Here is a 22,501-nt window from a genome sequence, read left to right on the forward strand (position 1 = left end):
GTCCGGCCGACGCGAGGCCGGACCGGGCAGGACCGGGGACCGAGGCCCGAAAGCGCGCGCGTCAGCCGAGTCGCACGCGTGCGAGCTGGCGGGACTGGGCCACCAGCCGGTCTGCGCTGTCCCAGACCTCGGCGTCCTCCTCGAGGAAGCCGCCGGCGAGGTTGCGCGTGGTGATCGACACCCGCAGCGGGCCCGGGGCCGGGCGGCACCGCACGTGCACGGTCAGCTCGACCGTCGGCACCCAGCCGGACAGCCCGAGTTCGAAGGCGGTGGGTGGCAGCGCGTCGACCGCGAGGAGCAGCGAGAAGGGGTCGGCGTCCCGGCCGTCCTTGAGGCCGAACCAGGCGCGCATCTCCCCCTTGCCGGACGGCTGTCCGAGCGCCCAGCCGAGGGTGGCCGGGTCCAGCTTGATCATCAGCCGGTCGGCGATGGCCGAGCTGCCGGGCACGGGGGCGGGCCCGTCCTCGGGGCCGAAGCACTGGTCCATCGGCGGGATCGCGGGCGGCCGGGCCGAGGTGCGGACGTCGTCGGGGAGCGCGTCGAGGTCGCCGTAGGAGGCGAGGACGCGGATCCGCTCGACCTCGTTGCCCTCGTCGTCGTACTGCAGGAGCGAGGCCTGGCCGGTGGAGAGGGTGCGGCCGGTGCGGACGGTCTCGGTGCGCACGACCGCCGGGCCCGGCTGGGAGGCGGTGAGGTAGTGCGCGGAGACGGTGAACGGGTCCGGGTGCGGCAGCGCGTCGGAGAGGGCGCGGCCCAGCACGGCCAGCAGGTAGCCGCCGTTGACGGCGTTGATGATCGTCCAGCCCGCGGACAGGTCGATGTCGTAGACGCCTTCCGCGCGCCGGGTGACGGCGGTGTCGCGGTCGAACTCGCTGCTGCCGATGGTCGCCTGGGATGCCTGAGCCATGGCGGTACGGTACAACAGGAAACTACTAAGCGGTAGCTTTCTGCGTGACGGCCGTGTGAACGGTGCGGGTCAGGTGAACGACGCGGCCCCGCGGTCCTCCTCGCTGACCGTCGAGCGGCGGTTCCAGGCGCGCGGCGCCCGCCAGTGGTAGCGCATCGCGAGCAGCCGCAGCACGAAGGCGGTGATCACCGCGAGACCGCTGGTGACCGGCGTGAGGACGTCGTACCGGATGCACAGCGCGACCATCGTGGCGCCGACGATCGCCGGCACCGCGTACAGGTCGCGGTCCCAGCGCAGCAGGGACGGCACCTCGTTGGCGAGCACGTCCCGCAGCACGCCGCCGCCCACCGCCGTCGCGAGGCCGAGGCAGGCGGAGGCGGTGAGGCCGAGCCCGTACTCGTACGCCTTCGTCGTCCCGGCGACGCAGAACAGGCCGAGGCCGGCCGCGTCGAAGACGTTCACACCGGCCTGGATGCGCTCCACCTGCGGGTGCAGGAAGAACACCAGTGCGGCGGCGAGCAGCGGGGTGAGGAAGTAGCCGAGGTCCGTGAACGCGGCGGGCGGCACGGCACCGATGATCAGGTCGCGGAACAGTCCGCCACCCAGCGCGGTGACCTCGGCGAGGACGGCGATGCCGAAGACGTCGAAGTTCTTCCGGACGGCCAGCAGGGCGCCGGAGATCGCGAAGACGAAGATGCCGATCAGGTCGAGGGTGTGCTGGACGGACGGGCTGAACAGTTGCTGAAGCACCCTTCCATTCTGACCCACGAGCGAGCCCCCGCCTTCCAATGAAAGGCGGGGGCTCGCTCAGGCTTACTACTCCTTGGAGGGAGCGTCCTTGGAAGGAGCCTCCTCCGAGGGAGCCTCCGTGGCGGGGGTGTCCGTGGCGGGGGTCTCCTCGGCGGGCGTCTCGTCGGACGACACCGCCCTGGCGACCGCCGCCGACGTCTCCGCCGACTCCTCCAGCACCGCGTCGCCGACCAGCGCGCCGGCCTCCTTCGCGGCGGTCAGCAGCACCGTGTCGCCCGGGGCCTGGTCCGCGAAGTTCTCCGGGTGGTGGCAGGCCACGCGCTGGCCCGGCCGCAGCTCCAGCAGCGGCGGCTCGGTCGTGCGGCAGATCTCCGTCGCCTTCCAGCACCGGGTGTGGAAGCGGCAGCCGCTCGGCGGGGCGATCGGCGAGGGCACGTCGCCCTTGAGCAGGATGCGCTCGCTCTTGCCCGCCTTGCGCCGCGGGTCCGGGATCGGCACCGCCGACATCAGCGCCTTGGTGTACGGGTGCATCGGCGTCTTGTACAGCAGGTCGCGGTCGGCCAGCTCGACGATCTTGCCGAGGTACATCACCGCGATGCGGTCCGAGACGTGCCGGACGACGGACAGGTCGTGCGCGATGATCACGTACGTCAGGCCCAGCTCCTGCTGGAGGTCGTCCAGCAGGTTCACCACCTGCGCCTGGATCGACACGTCCAGGGCCGACACCGGCTCGTCCGCCACGACAAGCTTCGGGTTGAGCGCGAGCGCGCGGGCGATGCCGATGCGCTGGCGCTGGCCGCCGGAGAACTCGTGCGGATAGCGGTTGTAGTGCTCGGGGTTGAGCCCCACGACCGACAGCAGCCGCTGCACTTCCTTCTTGACGCCGCCCTCGGGCTCGACGCCCTGGAGCTTGAAGGGAGCACCGACGATCGTGCCGATGGTGTGCCGGGGGTTCAGCGACGAGTACGGGTCCTGGAAGATCATCTGGACGTCGCGGCGCAGCGGGCGCATGCCGCTGACGCCGAGGTGCGTGATGTCCTTGCCCTGGAACTCCACCGTGCCCGCGGTCGGCTCCAGCAGCCGGGTGATCAGCCGGCCCATCGTGGACTTGCCGCAGCCGGACTCGCCCACGACGCCCAGGGTCTCGCCCGACCTGACCTCGAAGTCGATGCCGTCGACCGCGCGCACCGCGCCGACCTGGCGCTGGAGCAGGCCCTTGCGGATCGGGAAGTGCTTCTGGAGGCCGGTCACCTTCAGCAGGACCTCGCCGGGGGCGGCGTCCTTCGTGAGGGTGGCACCGTCGCTCGTCGCGGGAGTGGTCACGTCTGTGTCCTTGGAGTTCTCGCTCACAGCTTCGGCGCAATCTCTTCGGTCCAGATACGCTCCCGCTGCTCCGCGCTCATGTGGCAGGCGGCCCAGTGCCGGTCGCCGACCTCGGCAAGCTCGGGACGCACCGTGCGGGTGACGTCGTCCTTCGGGACGTCCGCGTACGGGCACCGCGGGTTGAAGGCACAGCCCGACGGGATGTTGATCAGCGAGGGCGGGGAGCCCTTGACCGGGATGAGCCGGTCCTGCTGCTCGCGGTCCAGTCGCGGCATCGAACCGAGCAGGCCCCAGGTGTAGGGGTGGCGCGGCTCGTAGAAGACCTTCTCCGCCGGGCCCCGCTCGACGCAGCGGCCGCCGTACATCACCAGGAGGTCGTCGGCCAGTTCGGCGACGACGCCCAGGTCGTGGGTGATGATGATGACCGCGGAGCCGAACTCCTTCTGCAGGTCGCGGATGAGGTCGAGGATCTGCGCCTGGACGGTGACGTCCAGGGCGGTGGTCGGCTCGTCCGCGATGAGCAGTTCGGGGTTGTTCACCAGCGACATGGCGATCATCGCGCGCTGGCGCATGCCGCCGGAGAACTCGTGCGGGTAGCTGTCGACGCGCTTGTCCGGCTGCGGGATGCCGACCCGGTCGAGCATCTCGACCGCGCGCCGCTTGGCGGTCTTCTTGTCGACGTCGTGGTGGATGCGGTACGCCTCCACGATCTGCGCGCCGATCGTGTAGTACGGGTGCAGCGCGGACAGCGGGTCCTGGAAGATCATCGCCATCTCGCGGCCGCGCAGCCGTCGCACGTAGTCCGGGTCGGCGGACAGCAGTTCGGTGCCGTCGAGCCAGATCTCGCCGGAGATCCGCGCCTTGCGCTTGCCGTACTGGCCGGCGGTGTGCAGGCCCATGATGCCGAGCGAGGTCACCGACTTGCCGGAGCCGGACTCGCCCACGATGCCGAGGGTCTTGCCCTTCTCCAGCTGGAAGCTGAGCCCGTCGACGGACTTGACCAGACCGTCGTCCGTCGGGAAGTGCACCTTGAGGTCGCGCACCTCCAGGAAGGCGGTGGGCGGCTTCGAGGCGCCGGTGGGCTCGCCCACGGCCGCTCCGGTCTTGCTGAGTTCGGTCATGTGAGCCTCACTCGGGGGTCGATCACGGCGTACAGGATGTCCACCACGAGGTTGGCGACGAGCACGGCGAGCGACGTGATCAGGGTGACGCCCAGGATGAACGGCAGGTCCTGGTTCTTGATCGCGTCCAGCACCTTCTGGCCGAGGCCGGGGAGGCTGAACGTGGTCTCGGTCAGGATCGCCCCGCCCATGAGGGCGCCGATGTCCATGCCGAGCATGGTGAGGATCGGCGTCATCGTGGAGCGCATGGCGTGCTTGCGGATCACGACCTGCTCGCGCAGGCCCTTGGCGCGGGCCGTGCGGATGTAGTCCTCGCCGAGGATCTCCAGCATGGTGGCGCGGGTGATACGGGCGTACATCGCCGCGTACAGGAACGCCAGGGTGACCCACGGAAGGATCATGCCGCCGAGCCAGCCCGTGAAGCTGTCCTCGAAGGGCACGTACTCGCCGTCGATCCAGCCCAGTCCGTAGCTGAAGATCGCCAGGCTCAGCAGACCGGTGAAGTAGATGGGCAGGGAGACACCCGCGAGGGCGACGACCATCGCGCTGCGGTCCCAGACGCTGCCCCGCTTGAGCGCGGAGAGCACGCCCGCCGCGACGCCCATGAGCAGCCACAGCACGGCGGCACCGAGCGCCAGTCCCAGGGTCACCGGGAAGCGGTCGGTCAGCACCGGCCAGACGGCCTGTTCGCTGCGGAAGGAGTACCCGAAGCAGGGCGCGGCGCACTCGGTGACGTCGCCGCCGGCCGCGTAGGTGCGGCCCATGAAGATGCCCCGGAAGAACTCCCAGACCTGGACGAACACCGGGTCGCTCAGGCCCAGCTTCTGCCGCACCGCCTCGACGGCGGCCGGGTCGGCCTGCTTGCCCACGAAGCTCGTGGCCAGGTCGACTCCCGCCCACTTGGGGACGAGGAAGAAGATGCTGAAGACCACCAGGATGATGACCACCAGCATCACTGCGGCGGCGAACAGCCGCCTGATGAGGTAAGCGAGCACAGCTCTCGGCCCGGCGGCGGACCAGGGCCACCGGAGTTCGTCCGGTGGCCCACGGTCACGCCGCCCCGGCCTTCACCTGCCTTTCGTGCCGTATGGCGGGTGTGCCGGGCCGGATTACTTCTTGACGCCCAGGCTCACGAAGTCGTACATGCCGTTGTACGCGTCGGTCGTGTAGACGTTCGTGAGGGCGGGCGAGCGCCAGTTGATGAACTTCTCGAACACGAAGGGCAGGTAGTAGCCGCCCTCCATGACCTTGTGGTTGATCTCCGTCGAGATCTGGGCCTTCTTCGCCTCGTCCAGCTCCTTGACGTAGTCGTCGAAGAGCTTGTCGATCGCCTTGTCCTTGATCATGGCGAAGTTGTTGTTGCCGCTCTCGAGGATGTACTTGCTGCTCCACAGCGGCAGACCGAAGCCCTGGACCGTGGCGAAGTCCGGACCCCAGCCCATGATGATGATGCCGTAGCCCTTCTTCTTCACGTTCGAAGGGCTGCCGATGATGCCGGAGGTCTGCGAGCCGTCGTACTGGTCGATCTCGGCCTGGATGCCGACCTTCTTCAGCGAGGCCTGCATCGACTCGGCGGTGGCCACCTCGACCGGCTTGTTGTTGCGGACCGCGATGCGGGTCTTGAAGCCGTTGGGCTGGCCGCAGGCCTTCAGCTCTTCCTTGGCCTTCTCGACGTTGCCCTTCTTGTTCGCACCGGCGATCTCGTACGGGTCGTACTTCTGACCCTCGGAGCCCGGCACGGACGGCGGCAGCATGTTGGTGCCGATGTCACCGCCGGCGATGGGGCCGCCGCGCGCGTTCTGCAGCGAGACGTGGTCGGCACCGTAGATCACGGCCTTGCGGCAGTGGATGTTGTCGAACGGCTTCACCGTCTGCGGGAAGACCGCGTAACGGATGTAGCCGGTGACCGGGTTGTCCAGGTTCTCCTTGTGCTGCTTCAGGGCGGTGGTGCGGCCCTGCGGCGACATGCCGGTCTGGTTGATGTCCAGGTGGTAGTCGCCGTTGATCAGGCGCTGGTCCATGTCGTTGGCGTTGGTGAAGAACCGGACGCTGATCTTGTCCGGCAGCGCCTTGCGGATCGGGTCCGAGTCCTGCTTCCACTCCGCGTTGCGGGTGAGGACCAGGGACTTGCCCGGGGAGTACGACTGGAACTTGTACGGGCCGCTGGAGAACGGCTTCAGGCCGTACTTCGACTTGGTGTCCTTGTCCTGGCGGACCGGGGACGCCGACGGCATCGCGAGCATCTCGGGGAAGTCGCTGTTGGCCGCGGGGAGCTTGAAGACGATGGTCTTCTCGTCCGGCGTCTCGATGGCCTTCAGGCCGAGCTTGTCGGCGGACTTGTCCTTGTACGGACCCTGGTACTCGCCCTTCGGGTCCAGGATGTCCTTCAGGTAGACCGGGCCGCCGGACAGCACGTCCTGCGCCCACTGGCGCTCGATGCCGTACTTCACGTCCTGGGACGTGATCGGCTTGCCGTCCTCCCAGGTGACGCCGTCACGCAGGGTGAAGGTGTAGGTCTTGCCGTCGTCCGAGACCTTGCCCGCGTCGGTGGCGAGGTCGGGCGTGAGCTCGGCGCCCGCCTTGCCCGGCTCGGTCTTGAAGCTGAGCAGCTGACGGCTGTAGTAGCGCATGAAGTTCCAGGCAAAGCCGTAGTAGCCGCGCGTGGTGTCCCACGAGTCGGCGTCCTGGGCTCCGGCGAACTTCAGCTCGCCGCCCTTGGCGGAGGCCTGGTTGGCCAGCTTGTTGTTGGCCGCGTCGAAGCCGGCCCCCTTGCTGCTGTCGCCGTTGCTGTCTTCGCCGCCGCCGCACGCCGCCGTGCCCAGCAGCGCCGCGACCACAGCGGCAGCGGCCATGGCCTGCTTGCGCCGCCCTGAGGTGCGTTGGGTAGTCACGATCTCGGATCCTCCGGTTGTGATGAGAGGTCCCGTGCCAGATGCCACGGGTCGCTTGGGGTACGGCAGTTCAGCGGGAGCCCTTCGGGTCGAGCGCGTCACGCACGCCGTCGCCGAAGAGGTTGAAGGCAAGAACGGTGATGAAGATCGCCACGCCCGGGATCACCATGTACATGGGGTCCGAGTCGTAGTAGTCGATCGCGCTCGAGAGCATCTGGCCCCAGGAGGCCGTGGGCGGCTTGACGCCCACGCCCAGGAAGCTGAGTGCCGCTTCGGTGAGGATGTTGGTCGGGATCATCATCGTCGTGTACACGATGATCGGCGCGACGAGGTTGGGCAGCAGTTCCTTGAAGAGGATGTAGAACCGCCCCGCGCCCAGCGATCGGGCCGCCTCGACGTACTCCCGTTCACGCAGGGAGAGCGTCTGACCGCGCACCACGCGTCCGATGTAGGGCCAGCCGAAGAAACCGATGACGAGGATCATCACGAACAGGCGGACGCCCGTACCGGTCAGCCCCAGCATCTCGTTCGGCATGACGGAGACCAGGGCGATGATGAACAGCAGCTGCGGGAAGGCCAGCAGACCGTCCATCACGCGGCTGATCGCGGCGTCGACCCACCCGCCGAAGAAACCGGCGAGGATACCCAGCACGGTACCGATGACCACCGCCACCAGCGCCGACAGGAAGCCGACGAGGAGCGAGATCCGGGCGCCGTAGACGATGCGGGCGAAGATGTCGCGGCCGTTGACCGGCTCCACGCCCAGCAGGTGCTCACCGCTGATGCCGCCCCAGGAGCCCGTCGGGGTGCCGAACAGCGGGTCGATGAGGTCCTCGTGGTGGGTCTCGGGATCCTGTCCGACGAGGCTCGTGATCACCGGCGCGAGCAGCGCGACGGCGATCAGGAAGAGCACGACGACGCTTCCCGCGAGGGCGAGTTTGTCCCGCTTCAGGCGCTCCCAGGCGATCCGGCCCAAGGAGCGCCCCTGCACGGCCTTCGCGTCGGAACTGACTACCGCCGCTTCTTCGGCCGCACTCGGAGCCGCTTCCGCGGTCGGCTCGTGCAATGGTGCCGTCATCTGGCAGGGACCCCTCTCAACCGGCGGTGGCCGGCCAGCACTTGCCGCTGTGGCGGCGTTTCAGTCCGTCGTACGCAGGGGTGAACACCCCTGGTGCGGGAGTCTTCAACGCTTCGGCGTTTTGTTGCCAGACTTGACGGAGAATGGATGCGCAACCGTGATGCTGTCCGGGGGGTTCCGTTATCCGAACGGACGGTTACGGCCGTCGGACGCGGGCGAGTCGGGTTGTTCGGCACATTTCCTGTCCTACCACCCTTCTCTACGCGCGGAGAGTCACCGCGGGCGAGCCGCCCGTCTGCCATTCGGTCGGATCAGTAGCGGCCCTGCGCGGGAGGGAATCCGTACCCCGCGGCGGGCGCCTGCGCGGGGGCCCCGTGCGCCTCGCGGTCGTAGAACGGGCGGGCGTTGGCGCGCAGCCACATCGCCACCGGGTCGTGTTCGTCGGACAGCGCGACCGTCGACACCGGCAGGCCCTCCGGGACCGCGCCGATCGACTGCTGCATCATCGCGCGCACCGCGTCCACGGCGGGCGGGCTCGTGTCGTAGACGTCGAGACCGATGGCGAGGTACGGCGCGCCCAGCGCCGGCTGCACCCAGGCGCGGCGCAGCGAGCGGACTGCCGGGGTGCGGTGGGCGTTCTGCGCGATCAGGGCGTAGAACTGCGGGATCTCGATGGCCGGCTCGGACAGCCGCAGGGGTCCGGCGGGCTGCCGGTCCAGGCCGGTGGCGATGCGGCGCAGGTCCAGCCAGGGGATGCCGACGCCGCCGCCCGGGGCGTGCGGGTTGAGCCAGAGGCCGAAGCGCTCCGGGTAGAGCGCGCGGGCCACCTCCAGGCCGTCGACCACCTCGTACGAGCGGTTCCAGCCGCTGGCGGAGAGTTCCTGGGCGGAGGTCACGCAGGGGGCGTAGCCGTGGCCGTCGACCTCCATGTTCCCGTACTGGGCGTCCGGGGAGCCGGCCTGGCCGTGCCACAGCAGCATCCAGATCTGGCCGGACGACGGGGTGGCGAGCGCGCGGAGCAGCGCCTCGTAGGCGTCGTAGCGCCCGGGCGTCACCTGGCGCAGCATGTGCTCGACCTGTCCGGCCGCGGCTGTGCCGCTCGCGCTCACGTTGTGCCCCTTCGGGAAAGTGCCGTCGGTTATGAAACCAGATTAAGTGTGGCGGGGCCGGGGTGGGAGTTCGGTGGCCCGCGCGCCCGTCCTCACGCCTGCCGTTGGTAGAACGGCTTGACCCGCTCGCGCATCCAGTCGCCCACCGGGTCCTGGGCCACGTCCAGGAGGACGAGGTTGACCGGCCACTTGACCGGGGAGGTACCGAGGGCGCGGCCGAGGGCGTCCATCGGCAGGGCTCTCAGGTCGCCCTCCCACTGGGAGAGTTCGACGCCGACGAACATGACGGGGTCGGCCGTCTCGATCGCGGCGAGGCAGCGGCGGGCCGTGCGGACCACGCCGATGCCCTCGAACTCGGTGGCGGCGGCGGACAGGAAGCCGACCGGGTCGTCCTGCCAGTCGGGCTCGAACAGGCGGACCCGGCCGCCGCTCGCGGGCCCGTCCAGCGGGGTGCGCCCGGCGCGGCACAACTCGGCGACGGCGGGCGGCGGCAGGGGTATGCCGACCACTCCGCCGGGGTTGACGGCGATGCCGGCCTGCGGGGGCAGGCCGCGCGCGAACTCCACGGCGGGCGCGATGGCGTACGACATGTGGGCGCCGACGACCTGGCGGAACTGTTCCTCGGAGCTGAACACCGGCACGTAGGCCTGGCCCTCGATCTCCAGTGTGGGCAGGTCCAGCGGGCCGCTGTGCGGGCCGCCGCCCGGCAGCGGCACCCAGACGAAGCTGCGGCCGAGCACCTCGACGATCCGGCCGCCGGCCGAGGGGACGCCGAGGGAGGCGGAGAGCACCTCCTCCAGTTCGTTGCCGGGCCATCCACCGTGCGGGTGGGGGTGCGCCTGCGCCGGGAAGTCCGCGGAGAATTCCGCCGGGAAGTCCATCTGCCTACCGCCTGACTGGTGCCACTGCTGTGGCTGAAAAGGCTAACGGGTGCCGGGCGCGGTCCGGTCAGCCCGTGAAGCCGATCCTGCGCAGCGCGTTCGCCGCGTCCCGGTCGACGAGGACCGCCGAGCCGCAGCCGGCCGGCAGGTCGCCCTCGGCGACCGCGCGCAGCAGCCGGTTCGTGGCCGAGCGGTGCCTGCGGAACGCGTAGCGGGAGACGCCCCGGCCGCGGTCGCGCTGGCCGGCCAGCGCCTCCTGCGGCGTCACGTCGAGCAGCAGCAGGTGCAGTTTGCCGCCCCGGCGGCGGGCCTCGCGGGCCAGCCAGCCGCGCACCCAGGCCTGGGTGCCGCAGTCGTGCACGACGACGCCCTCGCCGGAGCGCAGCGCGCGCCGCAGCCCGGCGTAGTGCGCGAGGCGGACCAGCGGGCGGTAGACGGCGTACGGCAGGAAGCCGGGCACACGCCGGTCCCAGCGGTCGCGGGTGTCCTGGGAGTCGACGCGTCTGCCGGGCACGGCGCGTCGCATCAGCGTGGACTTGCCGCTGCCGGGCAGGCCGGTGACGACGACGAGGTCGCGTGGTCCGAAGAGGAGGGCGCGCGGGCTGTGTCCGCCGCGGTCGCGCAGGTCGCGGACGACGGGGGCGGGCTGCGGGCCGCAGGCTCCCCGGGCCCGGGCCGGGACAGTGGCCTGCTTGGGCAGCGTGAGGCCCGAGGTCGTGGCGTACGCCGTGGTCCTGTTCACCGTGATCGTCCCCCCTGGGGTCGGGTACGGAGTCCCGTTCCCGCCGAGTGTAAAGAGAAGGTAATGCAGACCGTCCCGCTTTTTCGTTCGCTTACTGCCACAAGACGGTGACAAGTACGCCCTGTCGGCGAGTCGGCCGGGCGTGCAATGATGTGGCCGCCAACTGCATACCGGCCGCTTGAATCCGCGCGGGAGAGTCCCCGGCACTGTCCGGGGCGCCGAAGGAGCAAGTCCCTCCCTTGAATCTCTCAGGCCCCGTTACCGCGCGGGCGAGGCACATCTGAAAAGCGGGCCGCTGTGTCAGTGGCTCCACCCAAGGTGCAAGCCATTGCCCATCCCTTTCCCGGGCTGGTCATGGCGAACCTCTCAGGTTCCGATGACAGATGGGGAGGACCGACCTCGCCTGTCATGCCCTTGGAGACGACCGTCCGATGAGCAGTAACGAACCCCGCCGTACCGCGCTCGACGCCCTGCACCGCTCGCTCGGCGCGACCATGACCGACTTCGCCGGCTGGGACATGCCCCTGCGCTACGGCTCCGAGCGCGACGAGCACGTCGCCGTGCGCACCCGGGCCGGCCTGTTCGACCTCTCGCACATGGGCGAGATCACCGTCACCGGCGCCGAGGCCGCCGCGCTCCTGAACTACGCCCTCGTCGGCAACATCGCCTCCGTCGGCGTCGGCCGCGCCCGCTACACCATGATCTGCCGGGCCGACGGCGGCATCCTCGACGACCTGATCGTGTACCGGCTCGCCCAGACCGAGTACATGGTGGTCGCGAACGCCTCCAACGCCCAGGTCGTGCTGGACGCGCTCGTGGAGCGTTCGGCCGGCTTCGACGCGGAGGTGCGCGACGACCGGGACGCGTACGCGCTGCTCGCCGTACAGGGCCCCGAGTCGCCGGGGATCCTCGCCTCGCTGACGGACGCCGACCTGGACGGCCTGAAGTACTACGCCGGTCTGCCCGGCACCGTCGCGGGCGTCCCGGCGCTGATCGCGCGCACCGGCTACACCGGCGAGGACGGCTTCGAGCTGTTCGTGAAGCCGGAGCACGCCGTGGAGCTGTGGCAGGCGCTGACCAAGGCCGGCGAGAGCGCCGGTCTGGTGCCCTGCGGCCTGTCCTGCCGTGACACGCTGCGCCTTGAGGCGGGCATGCCGCTGTACGGGCACGAGCTGACGACGGAGCTGACGCCGTTCGACGCCGGGCTCGGCCGCGTCGTGAAGTTCGAGAAGGAGGGCGACTTCGTGGGCCGCGAGGCGCTCGCCGAGGCCGCCTCCCGCGCCCAGGAGAACCCGCCGCGGGTCCTGGTCGGCCTGGTCGCCGAGGGCCGCCGCGTCCCGCGCGCCGGGTACTCCGTGGTCGCCGGCGGCGAGGTGATCGGCGAGGTCACGTCCGGCGCCCCGTCGCCCACGCTGGGCAAGCCGATCGCGATGGCGTACGTCGACGCGGCGCACGCGGCGCCGGGCACGCCCGGGGTCGGCGTGGACATCCGGGGCAGCCACGAGCCGTACGAGGTCGTGGCGCTGCCGTTCTACAAGCGCCAGAAGTAGACACTTTTCAGCGCGGCCTACGCTGGTCACGGCGTGACGCCGCGCACGTTTCCGCTGTTCAACAGCGCTCTGAGCAGTACCTCATTCACCAGCACTCCCTCGCGTACAGGAGAATTCAGGCCATGAGCAACCCCCAGCAGCTGCGCTACAGCAAGGAGCACGAGTGGCTGTCGGCCGCCGAGGACGGCGTCTCGACGGTCGGCATCACGGAGCACGCGGCGAACGCGCTCGGCGACGTCGTCTTCGTCCAGCTCCCGGAGGTCGGTGCCACCGTGACCGCGGGCGAGTCCTGCGGCGAGCTGGAGTCGACGAAGTCGGTCTCCGACCTGTACTCCCCCGTCTCCGGTGAGATCACCGAGGTCAACGAGGACGTCGTCAACGACCCGTCGCTGGTGAACTCCGCGCCCTTCGAGGGCGGCTGGCTGTTCAAGGTGCGTGTCACCCAGGAGCCCGGCGACCTGCTCTCCGCCGACGAGTACACCGCCTACTCCGCCGGCTGAGAGGTCGTAGTCCCATGTCGCTTCTGAACACGCCCCTGCACGAGCTCGACCCGGACGTGGCCGCCGCGGTCGACGCCGAGCTGGACCGTCAGCAGTCCACCCTGGAGATGATCGCCTCCGAGAACTTCGCGCCGGTCGCGGTCATGGAGGCCCAGGGCTCGGTCCTCACCAACAAGTACGCCGAGGGCTACCCGGGCCGCCGCTACTACGGCGGCTGCGAGCACGTCGACGTGGTCGAGCAGATCGCCATCGACCGCGTGAAGGAACTCTTCGGCGCCGAGCACGCCAACGTGCAGCCGCACTCGGGCGCGCAGGCCAACGCGGCCGCGATGTTCGCGCTGCTCAAGCCCGGCGACACGATCATGGGTCTGAACCTCGCGCACGGCGGGCACCTGACCCACGGCATGAAGATCAACTTCTCCGGCAAGCTCTACGACGTGGTCGCCTACCACGTCGGCGACGACGGCCGCGTCGACATGGCCGAGGTCGAGCGCCTCGCCAAGGAGGCCAAGCCGAAGCTGATCGTCGCCGGCTGGTCGGCGTACCCGCGGCAGCTGGACTTCGCCGCGTTCCGCCGGATCGCGGACGAGGTCGGCGCGTACCTCATGGTCGACATGGCGCACTTCGCCGGTCTCGTCGCGGCCGGGCTGCACCCCAACCCCGTCCCCCACGCGCACGTGGTCACCACCACGACCCACAAGACGCTGGGCGGCCCGCGCGGCGGTGTGATCCTGTCGACCGCCGAACTCGCCAAGAAGATCAACTCGGCCGTCTTCCCCGGTCAGCAGGGCGGTCCGCTGGAGCACGTGGTCGCCGCCAAGGCCGTCGCGTTCAAGGTCGCCGCGTCCGAGGACTTCAAGGAGCGCCAGCGCCGTACCCTGGAGGGCGCCCGCATCCTCGCCGAGCGCCTCGTCCGGGACGACGTGCGGGCCGTGGGCGTGGACGTCCTGTCCGGCGGCACGGACGTGCACCTCGTGCTGGTGGACCTGCGCGACTCGGAGCTGGACGGCCAGCAGGCCGAGGACCGCCTCCACGAGGTCGGCATCACCGTCAACCGCAACGCGATCCCGAACGACCCGCGCCCGCCGATGGTGACGTCCGGCCTGCGGATCGGCACGCCCGCCCTCGCCACCCGCGGCTTCACGGCCGAGGACTTCGCCGAGGTCGCGGACGTGATCGCCGAGGCGCTCAAGCCGTCGTACGACGCCGAGGCCCTCAAGGGCCGCGTGAAGGCGCTGGCCGACAAGCACCCGCTGTACCCGAACATCGGCAAGTAACGCCGCGGCGGCGGGGCACCCGGGACCCGGCGTGCCCCGCCCGCACCCCTTCGCACCACTTCTGCACCACCCCCGCTGTTGAGGAGTCCCCCGTGGCCATCTCGGTCTTCGATCTGTTCTCGATCGGCATCGGCCCGTCGAGCTCCCACACGGTGGGCCCGATGCGGGCGGCGCGCATGTTCGCCCGGCGACTGCGCAACGAGGGCCTGCTCGACGCCGTCACCTCGGTGCGCGCCGAGCTGTACGGCTCGCTCGGCGCGACCGGGCACGGCCACGGCACGCCCAAGGCGGTGCTGCTCGGCCTGGAGGGCGACTCGCCCCGCACGGTCGACGTGGAGAGCGCCGACGAGCGCGTGGAGACGATCAGGTCCACCGGCCGGCTCCGCCTCCTCGGCACCCACGAGATCGCCTTCTCCTTCGACGACGACCTGGTCCTGCACCGCCGCAAGACCCTCCCCTACCACGCCAACGGCATGACCCTGTGGGCCCACGACGCCTCCGGGACGGAGCTGCTGTCGAAGACGTACTACTCGGTGGGCGGCGGCTTCGTCGTCGACGAGGACGCGGTCGGCGCCGACCGGATCAAGCTGGACGACACCGTCCTCAAGTACCCCTTCCGTACCGGGGACGAGCTGCTGCGCCTGACCCGGGAGACCGGCCTGTCGATCTCCGCGCTGATGCTGGAGAACGAGCGGGCCTGGCGCACCGAGGAGGAGATCCACGACGGGCTGCTGGAGATCTGGCGCGTCATGCAGGCGTGCGTGAAGCGCGGCATGTCCCGCGAGGGCATCCTGCCCGGCGGCCTCAAGGTGCGCCGCCGCGCCGCGAACACCGCGCGCAAGCTGCGCTCCGAGGGCGACGCGCAGGCCCTCGCCATGGAGTGGATCACCCTGTACGCGATGGCCGTGAACGAGGAGAACGCGGCCGGCGGCCGGGTCGTCACCGCCCCGACGAACGGCGCGGCCGGCATCATCCCGGCGGTCCTGCACTACTACATCAACTTCGTGCCCGGCGCCGACGAGGAGGGCGTGGTCCGCTTCCTGCTGGCGGCCGGCGCGATCGGCATGCTGTTCAAGGAGAACGCCTCCATCTCCGGCGCCGAGGTCGGCTGCCAGGGCGAGGTCGGCTCCGCCTGCTCGATGGCGGCGGGCGCGCTCGCCGAAGTACTGGGCGGGTCCCCGGAGCAGGTCGAGAACGCGGCCGAGATCGGCATGGAGCACAACCTGGGCCTGACCTGCGACCCGGTCGGCGGCCTCGTCCAGATCCCGTGCATCGAGCGCAACGGCATGGCCGCGGTGAAGGCCGTGACCGCCGCCCGCATGGCGATGCGCGGCGACGGCTCCCACAAGGTGTCCCTGGACAAGGTCATCAAGACGATGAAGGACACCGGCGCGGACATGTCGGTCAAGTACAAGGAGACGGCGCGGGGCGGGCTGGCGGTGAACATCATCGAGTGCTGAGGGCGCACCGCGCTCGCCTTGCCCACGGCGTGTCGGTCCTTCGGGCCGTCCTGAATGCGCAGGTCAGAGAGCTGGTGGCCTCGGCGCCTGGTGACGGAGTCAGGGAGCGGGACTGCGGTGACGGGCGAGGGGGCGCGGCTGCGGGTGCCCGTGGGGGCGGATGCCGAGCGGTGGGTCACGCGGGCCGGGTGCCGGCGGGTGCTGTACGTCGTGCACAACGTGACCTCCGCGACCCGGCTGCTGGACGTGCTGCCGCTGTTCCACGGTGACGTACGGGTGCAGTTGTTCGCCACGTGCACCGGATCGTCCCCGTTCCTGGCCGGCGTGCCCGAGCTGCTGGCGCGGGCCGGGCTGCCGGTGCTGCCGTGGGACCAGGCCAGGGACACCGCGTTCGACCTGGCGGTGACGGCCGGCTACGGCGGCGAACTCCACGAGATCCAGGCCGAGTTGGTCGTGCTGTCGCACGGCGTCGGCTACAACAAGAGGCTGGCCGAACCCGGTACCCCCCGGACGGAAAGCCCGGTCTTCGGCCTCTCGCGCGAGTGGGTCCTGGTCGACGGACGCCCGATCGCCAGGGCGACCGTCCTGTCCCACCCCGAGCAACTGGACCGGCTGCGCGCCTCCTGCCCCGAGGCGGCACCCACGGCCGTCCTCGCCGGCGACCCCTGCTACGACCGCGTCCTCGCCGCCCTCCCGGAACGCGACCGCTTCCGCCGCGCCCTCGGCGTGGCACCGGGCCAGCGGCTGATCGTGCTCAACTCGACCTGGTCGGCCCGCTCCCTCTTCGGCGCCGACCTGCTGCCCGGGCTGCTGTGCCGCCTGACCGGTGAACTGCCCGCCGACGAGTACCGCGCCGTCGCCGTCCTGCACCCCAACATCTGGTACGGACACGGACCCGGCCAGGTCCGCGCCTGGCTCGACCACGCCCGCCGGGCCGGCCTCGACACCGTCGACCCGCTCACGGAATGGCGGCAGGCCCTGATCGCCGCCGACTGCGTCCTGGGCGACCACTCCAGCGTCACCTACTACGCGGCGTCCATCGGCGTCCCCGTCCTGCTCGGCGCCTTCCCGCACCAGGACCTCGACCCGCTCTCCCCCGTCGCCGCCCTCGGCCGTACGGCGCCCCGCCTGCGCCCCGGCGCGAGCCTGCGGGCACAGCTCGACCGGACGATCGCCTCCCACGAGCCGGAGCGCTACAAGGACCTGGCGGAGCAGACCAGTTCGTCACCGGGAGAGTCCGCCGCACTGCTGCGCCGCCTCTTCTACCGCCTCATGGACCTCACCGAGCCCACGAGCCACCCCGCGCTGCTCGACCCGCTGCCCCTGCCGCCGTTCCGGCCCGCCCGCCGCACCGCCCCGGTCCGCGTCCTGGCCGGTCCCCTCGACACGGACCCGCCGGGCGTCACGATCGTCCGGTACGCCGTCGGCGGCGACGCGCCCGATCAGGCCGAAAGCCCTTCGGAGCACGCCGCGTTCGCCCACACCGTCGTCGACGAGGAGACCCGCGAGGCCGGCCGGCTGCGGATCGCGGACGTCGTCGTACGGCACGCCGCCGAGGACGACCCGCGCCTCGGACCACCGGCCGCGTGGACCTCGGAGACGCTCACCCGCCACCCGTACTGCTCCCTCGCCGTCTACGTCGACGGCCCGGACCGCTGCGTCGTCCGCACCCGCGCCGGCGACCTCGTACGGCTGACCGCCGCCCCTGGTCCGGACGGGCGGCCCGACCTGTGCGACCCCGCCGCCCACGCCTCCGCGCTGCACGCCTGGCTGGCCGGTGGCCGCACCCTCGCCGAGGCCGTGCCCCGGCTCATCGTGCGCACCGGCGCGACGGCACACCACGTCACCGTCGAGCCGCTGACCGACGCCCCGCGCTGACCGGCCGGGCGGCTCACGCGTCCAGTTCGGCCGGCCGCTCCCGCACGCGGTCGGCGCCGATCCGGTCGCCGTGCTCCTCGTACCGCTCGGCCGCGGCACGCAGATTCGCCGCCTCCTGCTCCGGGCGGCCCGCGAGGCGGTGGCTGCGGGCCCGCAGCTCGGTGGCGTCCGCGAGCTGGAGTCCCGCACCGGCCCGCTCCATGGTCTCGACGGCCCGGTCCAGGCACACCCGCGCGAGATCCGTGTCCCCCGCGTCGAGGTGCGTCTCGCCCAGGCTCATGTAGACCCGGCCCGCGTTGTACGCGTCGCCCCCGCCCGGCAGCCGGCGGAAACTCGCCAGCGCGTCGTTCAGCCGGGTGACGGCCGCCGGGAAGCGCCCCTGCCGGGCCTCGGCGCGGCCGATGTGGTGTTCCAGCAGGGCCGTCGCGCGGGGCACGTCCGGCCACCCGTCGTCGCCCTCCCGGATCCGGCCCAGGATCCGCCGGGCCTCCTCGAAGCACCGCTGCGCGTCCGCGTACCGCCACTGCTTCAGGCGGAGCAGCCCCAGCGCCTCGACCGCGCTCGCCCGCCCCCGGTGGTGGCCGCACTCCCGGTCCGCCTCCGCCGCCGCCACCAGCGCCGCCTCGGCGTCGTCGGCCTGCCCCGCGCCCATGTACCCGAACGCGAGCTGCGTCAGCATGCGGCCCACCGCACGCGGGTCGTCGAACTCCGCCGCGCGGCGCCGGGCCGCCTCCACACCGAGCCGGTGGGTGTCGATCCACTGGGCGTGGAAGCCCAACAGCAGGTGCAGGCCCCACATCGCCTCGCACAACTGCCACACGAGGTCGTCGAAGCCGTGGTGGTCGGCCGCCCGGATCACGGCCGCCAGGTTCTCCCGCTCGCGGCGCAGTTCCGCCAACGCCCGCCTGCCGTCGGCCGGATCGCGGTCCCGCGGCAGTTCGAGGCCCCGGTAGGCGGGACCGAGGCGCCAGCGCAGCGGCATGACCCGGCGTCCGGCTCAGCAGACCGAACAGCCGCTCGGAGGTCCGTCTGCCCATCTCCCCGCCCGCTCCGGACAGCGCGCCCGAGGCGACGGTCCCGACGGCCGAGAGCACCATTCCCATCAGCGGTTCCGCGCAGAACTCCCCCAATTCGCCGTGCCCGCAATCGTATCGACAGGATCCGGAGGACGGAGGGGGATCATCCGTGCCGGTCCGGGGCATAACAACAGTCCCGACTCCACTCCCCCGACCGGCATTTCAAGGGAGTTCCCCATGCTGCGCGGCATCGACGTGAGCGCCTACCAGCCCTCCTCCTACGACACCGACGGCCTGTCCTTCGTCTTCGTCAAGGCGACGGAGGGCCGCAGCTACGTCAACCCGAAACTCGCGGCCCAGACGAAGACGGCCCGCGACGCCGGCCTCGTCGTCGGCTTCTACCACTTCCTCTGGCCGGGCAACCTCACGGCCCAGGCCGAGTACTTCGTCAGCAAGGCCCCGGAGAGAGCGGGCGACATCCTCGCGGTCGACTGGGAATCGACGAGCGAGGGCACCCATGCGAGCAACGCCGAGAAGGACCGCTTTATCCGGAAAGTGAAGGAACTCCGCCCGAACAACCGCGTGATTCTGTACGCGAACCGCCATTTCTGGCTCAACGTCGACACGACCTCGTACGCCGGCGACGCCCTCTGGATCGCCGACTACGTCACCGCGGGCAAGCCCCGCATCAAGGCCAGGTGGCGCTTCCACCAGTACACCGACGACCCGCTGGACAAGAACGTCGCCGACTTCGAGAGCCGGGCCGCCCTGCGGGAGTGGGCGAAGCGCTGACGGCCGCGCAAGCGCGGGCATGCCGAAGGGGCGCCGGGGTCTCCGTCAGGAGGTGGCGCCCCTTCGGTGGGTGTCACTTGTTCAGGTAGGCCCAGAACTCGTCGAACGACATCATCTTGTCGCCGTTCAGGTCACGGCTGTTGATGATCGCCTCGGCGACCGACTCGGTGACGTTCCAGTCGCCCTGTCGCGCCAGGGCCGTCTTGAACTCGGCGGCGGTGATGAGGCCGTCCCCGTCCAGATCGATCCGCTCGAACTGCTTGCGCGCTTCCTCGATGTCGGCCACCGGCCCGCCCCTCATTCCATGCTGTGATCACGTGGATCGTCCTACTGTCGCCGGTCAGATTAACCGGCGATCGGGACACGGCAGGGGCGGGGTCCGGCTCAGTGCCAGGGCTTGTAGTGCGGGTTGCTCTCGCAGTCGCTCATGATCTCGACCTTGGTCTTCTTGTCGACCGGGCACACACCGATGATGTACTCGCGGGCGATGCCGCCGGGGAAGGCGACCTCGACCTGGTCGGCCCACTTGTGCGTGTCGCCGATGGTCTTGTTCACGTCGACGCCGCCGGGCGCGTCGATGTAGTAGTTGTAGCCCGCCTTGTACCAGGTCTTGTAGAGGTCGTGGTCGTACGTCGTCGAGACGTACGGGGAGGGCTGGTTGACCAGGACGTACTTCTCGACGTCGTACTGGCCGTTCACCACGTCCTTGGGGTGGAAGCCCTGTTCGAAGACGACCGCCGGGCCGCGGCTGTCGCTGCGGTAGAGGGTGCCGCAGGTGGTGCGCCACACGGGCTCGGGGGTGATGCGGTTCACGTCGACGTCGCGGTTGGCGGCGGCCTTCAGCTTGTCGTCGAACTGCGGGCAGGCCGGGGCCGCCTTGGCGGGCGCGGCGGGCTTCGCGGGCGCGGCCGGTTCGGCGTTGGCGGCCGCCGTGGTGGCGAGGACGGCGGCGAGGGACACGGCGGCGGCAGCGGTCCGCCGCCGCAGGCGAGTTGTGATCATGGGAGCACCATGGCCGTCCGGCGGCGGCGGTTCGTGGATCATCACCCCATCGGGGGCGTGTCCCGCGCCGTCCCCAACCGCCGCCGCGGGAGCCGGTCGTTCAGCGGAAGACGCCGGTGTGGCCGAGGGAGTAGCGCCCGGGCTGCGGGTAGACGGCGAGGCCGTGCGGCCCGCTGCCGACCTTGACGCGGGCGAGCTGCGTACCGGTGCGGGTGTCGATGGCGTACACCTCGGCGTCGTAGCGGCCGGACAGCCACAGGACCTTGCCGTCGGCGGAGACGCCGCCCATGTCGGGGCTGCCGCCGTCGGGCAGGCGCCACTTCTTGGTGATCTTCCCGCGGGTGAAGTCGAAGACGGAGACGGTGCCTTCGCCGCGGTTGGAGACGTACATCTCGCGGGAGTCGCGGCTGACGTAGAGGCCGTGGCAGCCCTTGCCGGTGGGCAGGAAGCGCGGCTTGCCGAACGTGTCCCCGTCCACGATCCACATGCCGTCGGCCATCATGTCGGCGACGTAGAACTCCTTGCCGTCGGGCGAGATCTTGACGTCCTGCGGCATGGCGCCGTCGAACGGCAGCCGCTGCTGTCCGACGACCTTCATCCTCTCGGTGTCGACCTTGAGCAGTTCGCCGCTGAACTCGCAGGAGACGATGAAGTAGCGGCCGTCGAGGGAGAAGTCGGCGTGGTTGACGCCGTAGCAGCTGACGGGCACGGTCTTCTTCCGCTTCATGGTGTGCGGGTCGCGGAAGACGAGTTCGCGGTCGAGGGAGGCCATGACGACGGCGTATCTGCCGTTGGGCGTGAAGTAGAGGTTGTACGGGTCGTGCACCTCCACCGGCTTGCCGGCCTTGCCGGTTCTCGGGTCGATGGGGGTGAGGGTGTGGCCGCGGTTGTTGTTGACCCACAGGGTCTTCAGGTCCCAGCTCGGGACGACGTGCTGGGGCTGCCGGCCGACGCGGAGGGTGTCGACGACCTCGTACGTCTTCGGGTCGATGACCGTGACGGTGTCGGACTCGGTGTTGGGGACGTAGACGCGGGACGGGAAGTCCTTGACGACCGGGGAGAGTTTGCCGGGGCGGTCGGCGGCGTACACGTCCTCCGGGTCGAGCACGGGCGGCATGCCGGGCAGCCCGTCGGCGTGCTTCTCGCGCGGCGCGGGTACGGCGGCTCCGGTGCCGCGGGCCTGCGCGGCACGGTCCTCGGTGCCCGCGCCGCAGGCGGCGAGGGCGGCGAGCGCGGTGCCCGCGAGCAGGGCGCGGGTGAGGGTGGCGCGGGCGGGTGTGGCGCGGGTCTTGCGGCGTGAAGGCGTGGTCACGCGCACCATTTAAGGGGCGTCAGGGGGGAAATCGGGTCATTCACCCGGTCGCGGGTGTTCTCACCGGTCGGCGACCCGTATGACCGGTCGAAGACCCGTTACCGGTCGGCGACCCGTTACCGGTCGGTGACCCGCATCTCGAACCACGTCGTCTTGCCGCGCGGCAGCAGGTCCACGCCCCAGCGGTCGGACAGCTTGTCGACGAGGAACAGCCCTCGGCCGCTGACGTCCGTCTCCTGCACCGGCATCAGGCAGGGCAGCCCCCGGGACGGGTCCCGCACCTCGAAGCGCACCCAGCCGGGGCGGCGTTTGAGGCGGAGCCCGAAGATGCGGGCGCCGGTGTGCCGTACGGCGTTGCCGACGAGTTCGGAGACGAGAAGGACGGCGCCCTCGGCGAGCTTCGGGGAGAGTCCCCAGTGCCGCAGGACGACGACCTGGGCGAGGCGGCGGGCGATGGCGGCGGACTCGGGGAGGGACGGCAGCGGCACCTCGCGCTCGGCAGGGTTGCCGTACAACTCCAGTGCGCGCAGCGCGCGTTCGTCCTCGACCGCCGGCGACCAGCGCGCGGCGGTCGCACGTGCGTCTCCCCGCGGCTGATCCATGCCCTCCAGCCCCGCCATGCCCCCATCATGGCCGCCCCGGGGCGGCTCCGGGGCCGTTCCGGGGGAATGCGCCCCCCGGAACGCCACGGTTCCCGGCGGCCGATCGGCATATGCCGTTGACACCTCGGCGTCAGCGGCACCCCACGTGACCTGCGGCGACGGATCGGTTGGAGGCAATCGACAGCTCCCTCGACAAGGCGGAGTTGAGGCAGGCCCAAGGCTGCCACACGCCGTCGGGGCGAGGGGGCCGGATGAGACATCGTGTCAATTGCAAGGCGTTCGGCCGGTTTTCCGGGGTCCCGCCGAGACC

Annotated in this window: 21 protein-coding genes and 2 riboswitches; of the genes, 6 read left to right on the forward strand and 15 right to left on the reverse strand. The window is 70.8% G+C overall.

The window, feature by feature from the left end:
- Nucleotides 1–61: 61 nt before the first annotated feature.
- The 10 genes from ACZ7D7_RS28140 to ACZ7D7_RS28185 all read right to left on the reverse strand — a co-directional run bounded on the left by ACZ7D7_RS28140 (nt 62) and on the right by ACZ7D7_RS28185 (nt 10,802).
- Nucleotides 62–907 carry a thioesterase family protein gene (locus tag ACZ7D7_RS28140; protein ID WP_470827874.1) on the reverse strand — a complete coding sequence of 282 codons (846 nt, stop codon included), beginning with the start codon at nt 905–907 and terminating at the stop codon, nt 62–64.
- Between the two features lie 69 nt (nt 908–976).
- Entirely contained in the window at nt 977–1,657 is a 681-nt protein-coding gene (locus ACZ7D7_RS28145) for a trimeric intracellular cation channel family protein (protein WP_470827876.1), read from the reverse strand.
- A gap of 66 nt (nt 1,658–1,723) precedes the next feature.
- Nucleotides 1,724–2,980: an ABC transporter ATP-binding protein gene (locus ACZ7D7_RS28150; protein WP_470827878.1), complete on the reverse strand. Its 1,257-nt coding sequence runs from the start codon at nt 2,978–2,980 to the stop codon at nt 1,724–1,726.
- A 23-nt stretch (nt 2,981–3,003) separates the two neighbouring features.
- Nucleotides 3,004–4,101, reverse strand: a complete 1,098-nt coding sequence (locus ACZ7D7_RS28155) for an ABC transporter ATP-binding protein (RefSeq protein WP_470827879.1) — start codon at nt 4,099–4,101, stop codon at nt 3,004–3,006.
- Nucleotides 4,098–5,096 carry an ABC transporter permease gene (locus ACZ7D7_RS28160; protein WP_470827880.1) on the reverse strand — a complete coding sequence of 333 codons (999 nt, stop codon included), beginning with the start codon at nt 5,094–5,096 and terminating at the stop codon, nt 4,098–4,100. The genes ACZ7D7_RS28155 and ACZ7D7_RS28160 overlap by 4 nt, the downstream gene beginning before the upstream one ends.
- 114 nt (nt 5,097–5,210) lie before the next feature.
- Entirely contained in the window at nt 5,211–6,992 is a 1,782-nt protein-coding gene (locus ACZ7D7_RS28165; protein ID WP_470827881.1) for an ABC transporter substrate-binding protein, read from the reverse strand.
- 70 nt (nt 6,993–7,062) lie between these two features.
- Entirely contained in the window at nt 7,063–8,070 is a 1,008-nt protein-coding gene (locus ACZ7D7_RS28170) for an ABC transporter permease (RefSeq protein WP_470827882.1), read from the reverse strand.
- Between the two features lie 311 nt (nt 8,071–8,381).
- Nucleotides 8,382–9,179 (reverse strand): enhanced serine sensitivity protein SseB C-terminal domain-containing protein, encoded by a 798-nt coding sequence (locus ACZ7D7_RS28175; RefSeq protein ID WP_470827883.1) that lies wholly within the window; start codon nt 9,177–9,179, stop codon nt 8,382–8,384.
- A gap of 92 nt (nt 9,180–9,271) precedes the next feature.
- Nucleotides 9,272–10,060, reverse strand: coding sequence for an enhanced serine sensitivity protein SseB (locus ACZ7D7_RS28180; RefSeq protein ID WP_470827884.1), 789 nt, complete (start codon nt 10,058–10,060; stop codon nt 9,272–9,274).
- A 67-nt stretch (nt 10,061–10,127) separates the two neighbouring features.
- Nucleotides 10,128–10,802 carry an AAA family ATPase gene (locus tag ACZ7D7_RS28185; RefSeq protein WP_470827885.1) on the reverse strand — a complete coding sequence of 225 codons (675 nt, stop codon included), beginning with the start codon at nt 10,800–10,802 and terminating at the stop codon, nt 10,128–10,130.
- 179 nt (nt 10,803–10,981) lie between these two features.
- Nucleotides 10,982–11,076: riboswitch (glycine riboswitch) on the forward strand.
- Nucleotides 11,077–11,195: riboswitch (glycine riboswitch) on the forward strand. It abuts the riboswitch before it with no gap.
- A gap of 38 nt (nt 11,196–11,233) precedes the next feature.
- Between ACZ7D7_RS28185 and gcvT the strand changes: the two genes are divergently transcribed.
- The 5 genes from gcvT (at nt 11,234) to ACZ7D7_RS28210 (ending at nt 17,467) form a co-directional block, all read left to right on the forward strand.
- Nucleotides 11,234–12,352, forward strand: a complete 1,119-nt coding sequence (gene gcvT / locus ACZ7D7_RS28190; protein WP_470827887.1) for a glycine cleavage system aminomethyltransferase GcvT — start codon at nt 11,234–11,236, stop codon at nt 12,350–12,352.
- Between the two features lie 122 nt (nt 12,353–12,474).
- A complete protein-coding gene (gcvH, locus tag ACZ7D7_RS28195; protein WP_470827889.1) occupies nt 12,475–12,852 on the forward strand; it encodes a glycine cleavage system protein GcvH in 378 nt (125 codons plus the stop codon).
- Between the two features lie 14 nt (nt 12,853–12,866).
- On the forward strand, nt 12,867–14,129 hold the full coding sequence (gene glyA, locus ACZ7D7_RS28200; RefSeq protein ID WP_470827890.1) for a serine hydroxymethyltransferase: 1,263 nt from the start codon (nt 12,867–12,869) through the stop codon (nt 14,127–14,129).
- A 92-nt stretch (nt 14,130–14,221) separates the two neighbouring features.
- The gene (locus ACZ7D7_RS28205) at nt 14,222–15,589 is read left to right on the forward strand and encodes an L-serine ammonia-lyase (RefSeq protein ID WP_470827891.1); all 1,368 of its coding nucleotides are present in this window, start codon (nt 14,222–14,224) and stop codon (nt 15,587–15,589) included.
- A 117-nt stretch (nt 15,590–15,706) separates the two neighbouring features.
- On the forward strand, nt 15,707–17,467 hold the full coding sequence (locus ACZ7D7_RS28210; RefSeq protein WP_470827893.1) for a hypothetical protein: 1,761 nt from the start codon (nt 15,707–15,709) through the stop codon (nt 17,465–17,467).
- A gap of 13 nt (nt 17,468–17,480) precedes the next feature.
- Here ACZ7D7_RS28210 and ACZ7D7_RS28215 read toward each other — a convergent pair whose 3' ends face one another.
- Entirely contained in the window at nt 17,481–18,449 is a 969-nt protein-coding gene (locus ACZ7D7_RS28215) for a tetratricopeptide repeat protein (RefSeq protein WP_470827894.1), read from the reverse strand.
- 271 nt (nt 18,450–18,720) lie between these two features.
- Between ACZ7D7_RS28215 and ACZ7D7_RS28220 the strand changes: the two genes are divergently transcribed.
- Nucleotides 18,721–19,275 (forward strand): glycoside hydrolase family 25 protein, encoded by a 555-nt coding sequence (locus ACZ7D7_RS28220; protein WP_470827896.1) that lies wholly within the window; start codon nt 18,721–18,723, stop codon nt 19,273–19,275.
- A 73-nt stretch (nt 19,276–19,348) separates the two neighbouring features.
- Here the strand turns inward: ACZ7D7_RS28220 and ACZ7D7_RS28225 are convergent, their stop codons facing one another.
- The 4 genes from ACZ7D7_RS28225 to ACZ7D7_RS28240 all read right to left on the reverse strand — a co-directional run bounded on the left by ACZ7D7_RS28225 (nt 19,349) and on the right by ACZ7D7_RS28240 (nt 22,314).
- A complete protein-coding gene (locus ACZ7D7_RS28225) occupies nt 19,349–19,561 on the reverse strand; it encodes an EF-hand domain-containing protein (protein WP_470827897.1) in 213 nt (70 codons plus the stop codon).
- A gap of 98 nt (nt 19,562–19,659) precedes the next feature.
- Nucleotides 19,660–20,277: an ADP-ribosyltransferase gene (locus tag ACZ7D7_RS28230; protein WP_470827899.1), complete on the reverse strand. Its 618-nt coding sequence runs from the start codon at nt 20,275–20,277 to the stop codon at nt 19,660–19,662.
- Between the two features lie 100 nt (nt 20,278–20,377).
- The gene (locus ACZ7D7_RS28235; RefSeq protein WP_470827901.1) at nt 20,378–21,598 is read right to left on the reverse strand and encodes a YncE family protein; all 1,221 of its coding nucleotides are present in this window, start codon (nt 21,596–21,598) and stop codon (nt 20,378–20,380) included.
- Nucleotides 21,599–21,705: 107 nt separating this feature from the next.
- The gene (locus ACZ7D7_RS28240; RefSeq protein ID WP_470827902.1) at nt 21,706–22,314 is read right to left on the reverse strand and encodes an ATP-binding protein; all 609 of its coding nucleotides are present in this window, start codon (nt 22,312–22,314) and stop codon (nt 21,706–21,708) included.
- Between the last annotated feature and the right edge of the window lie 187 nt (nt 22,315–22,501).

The organism is Streptomyces sp. NPDC037054 (assembly GCF_055606745.1).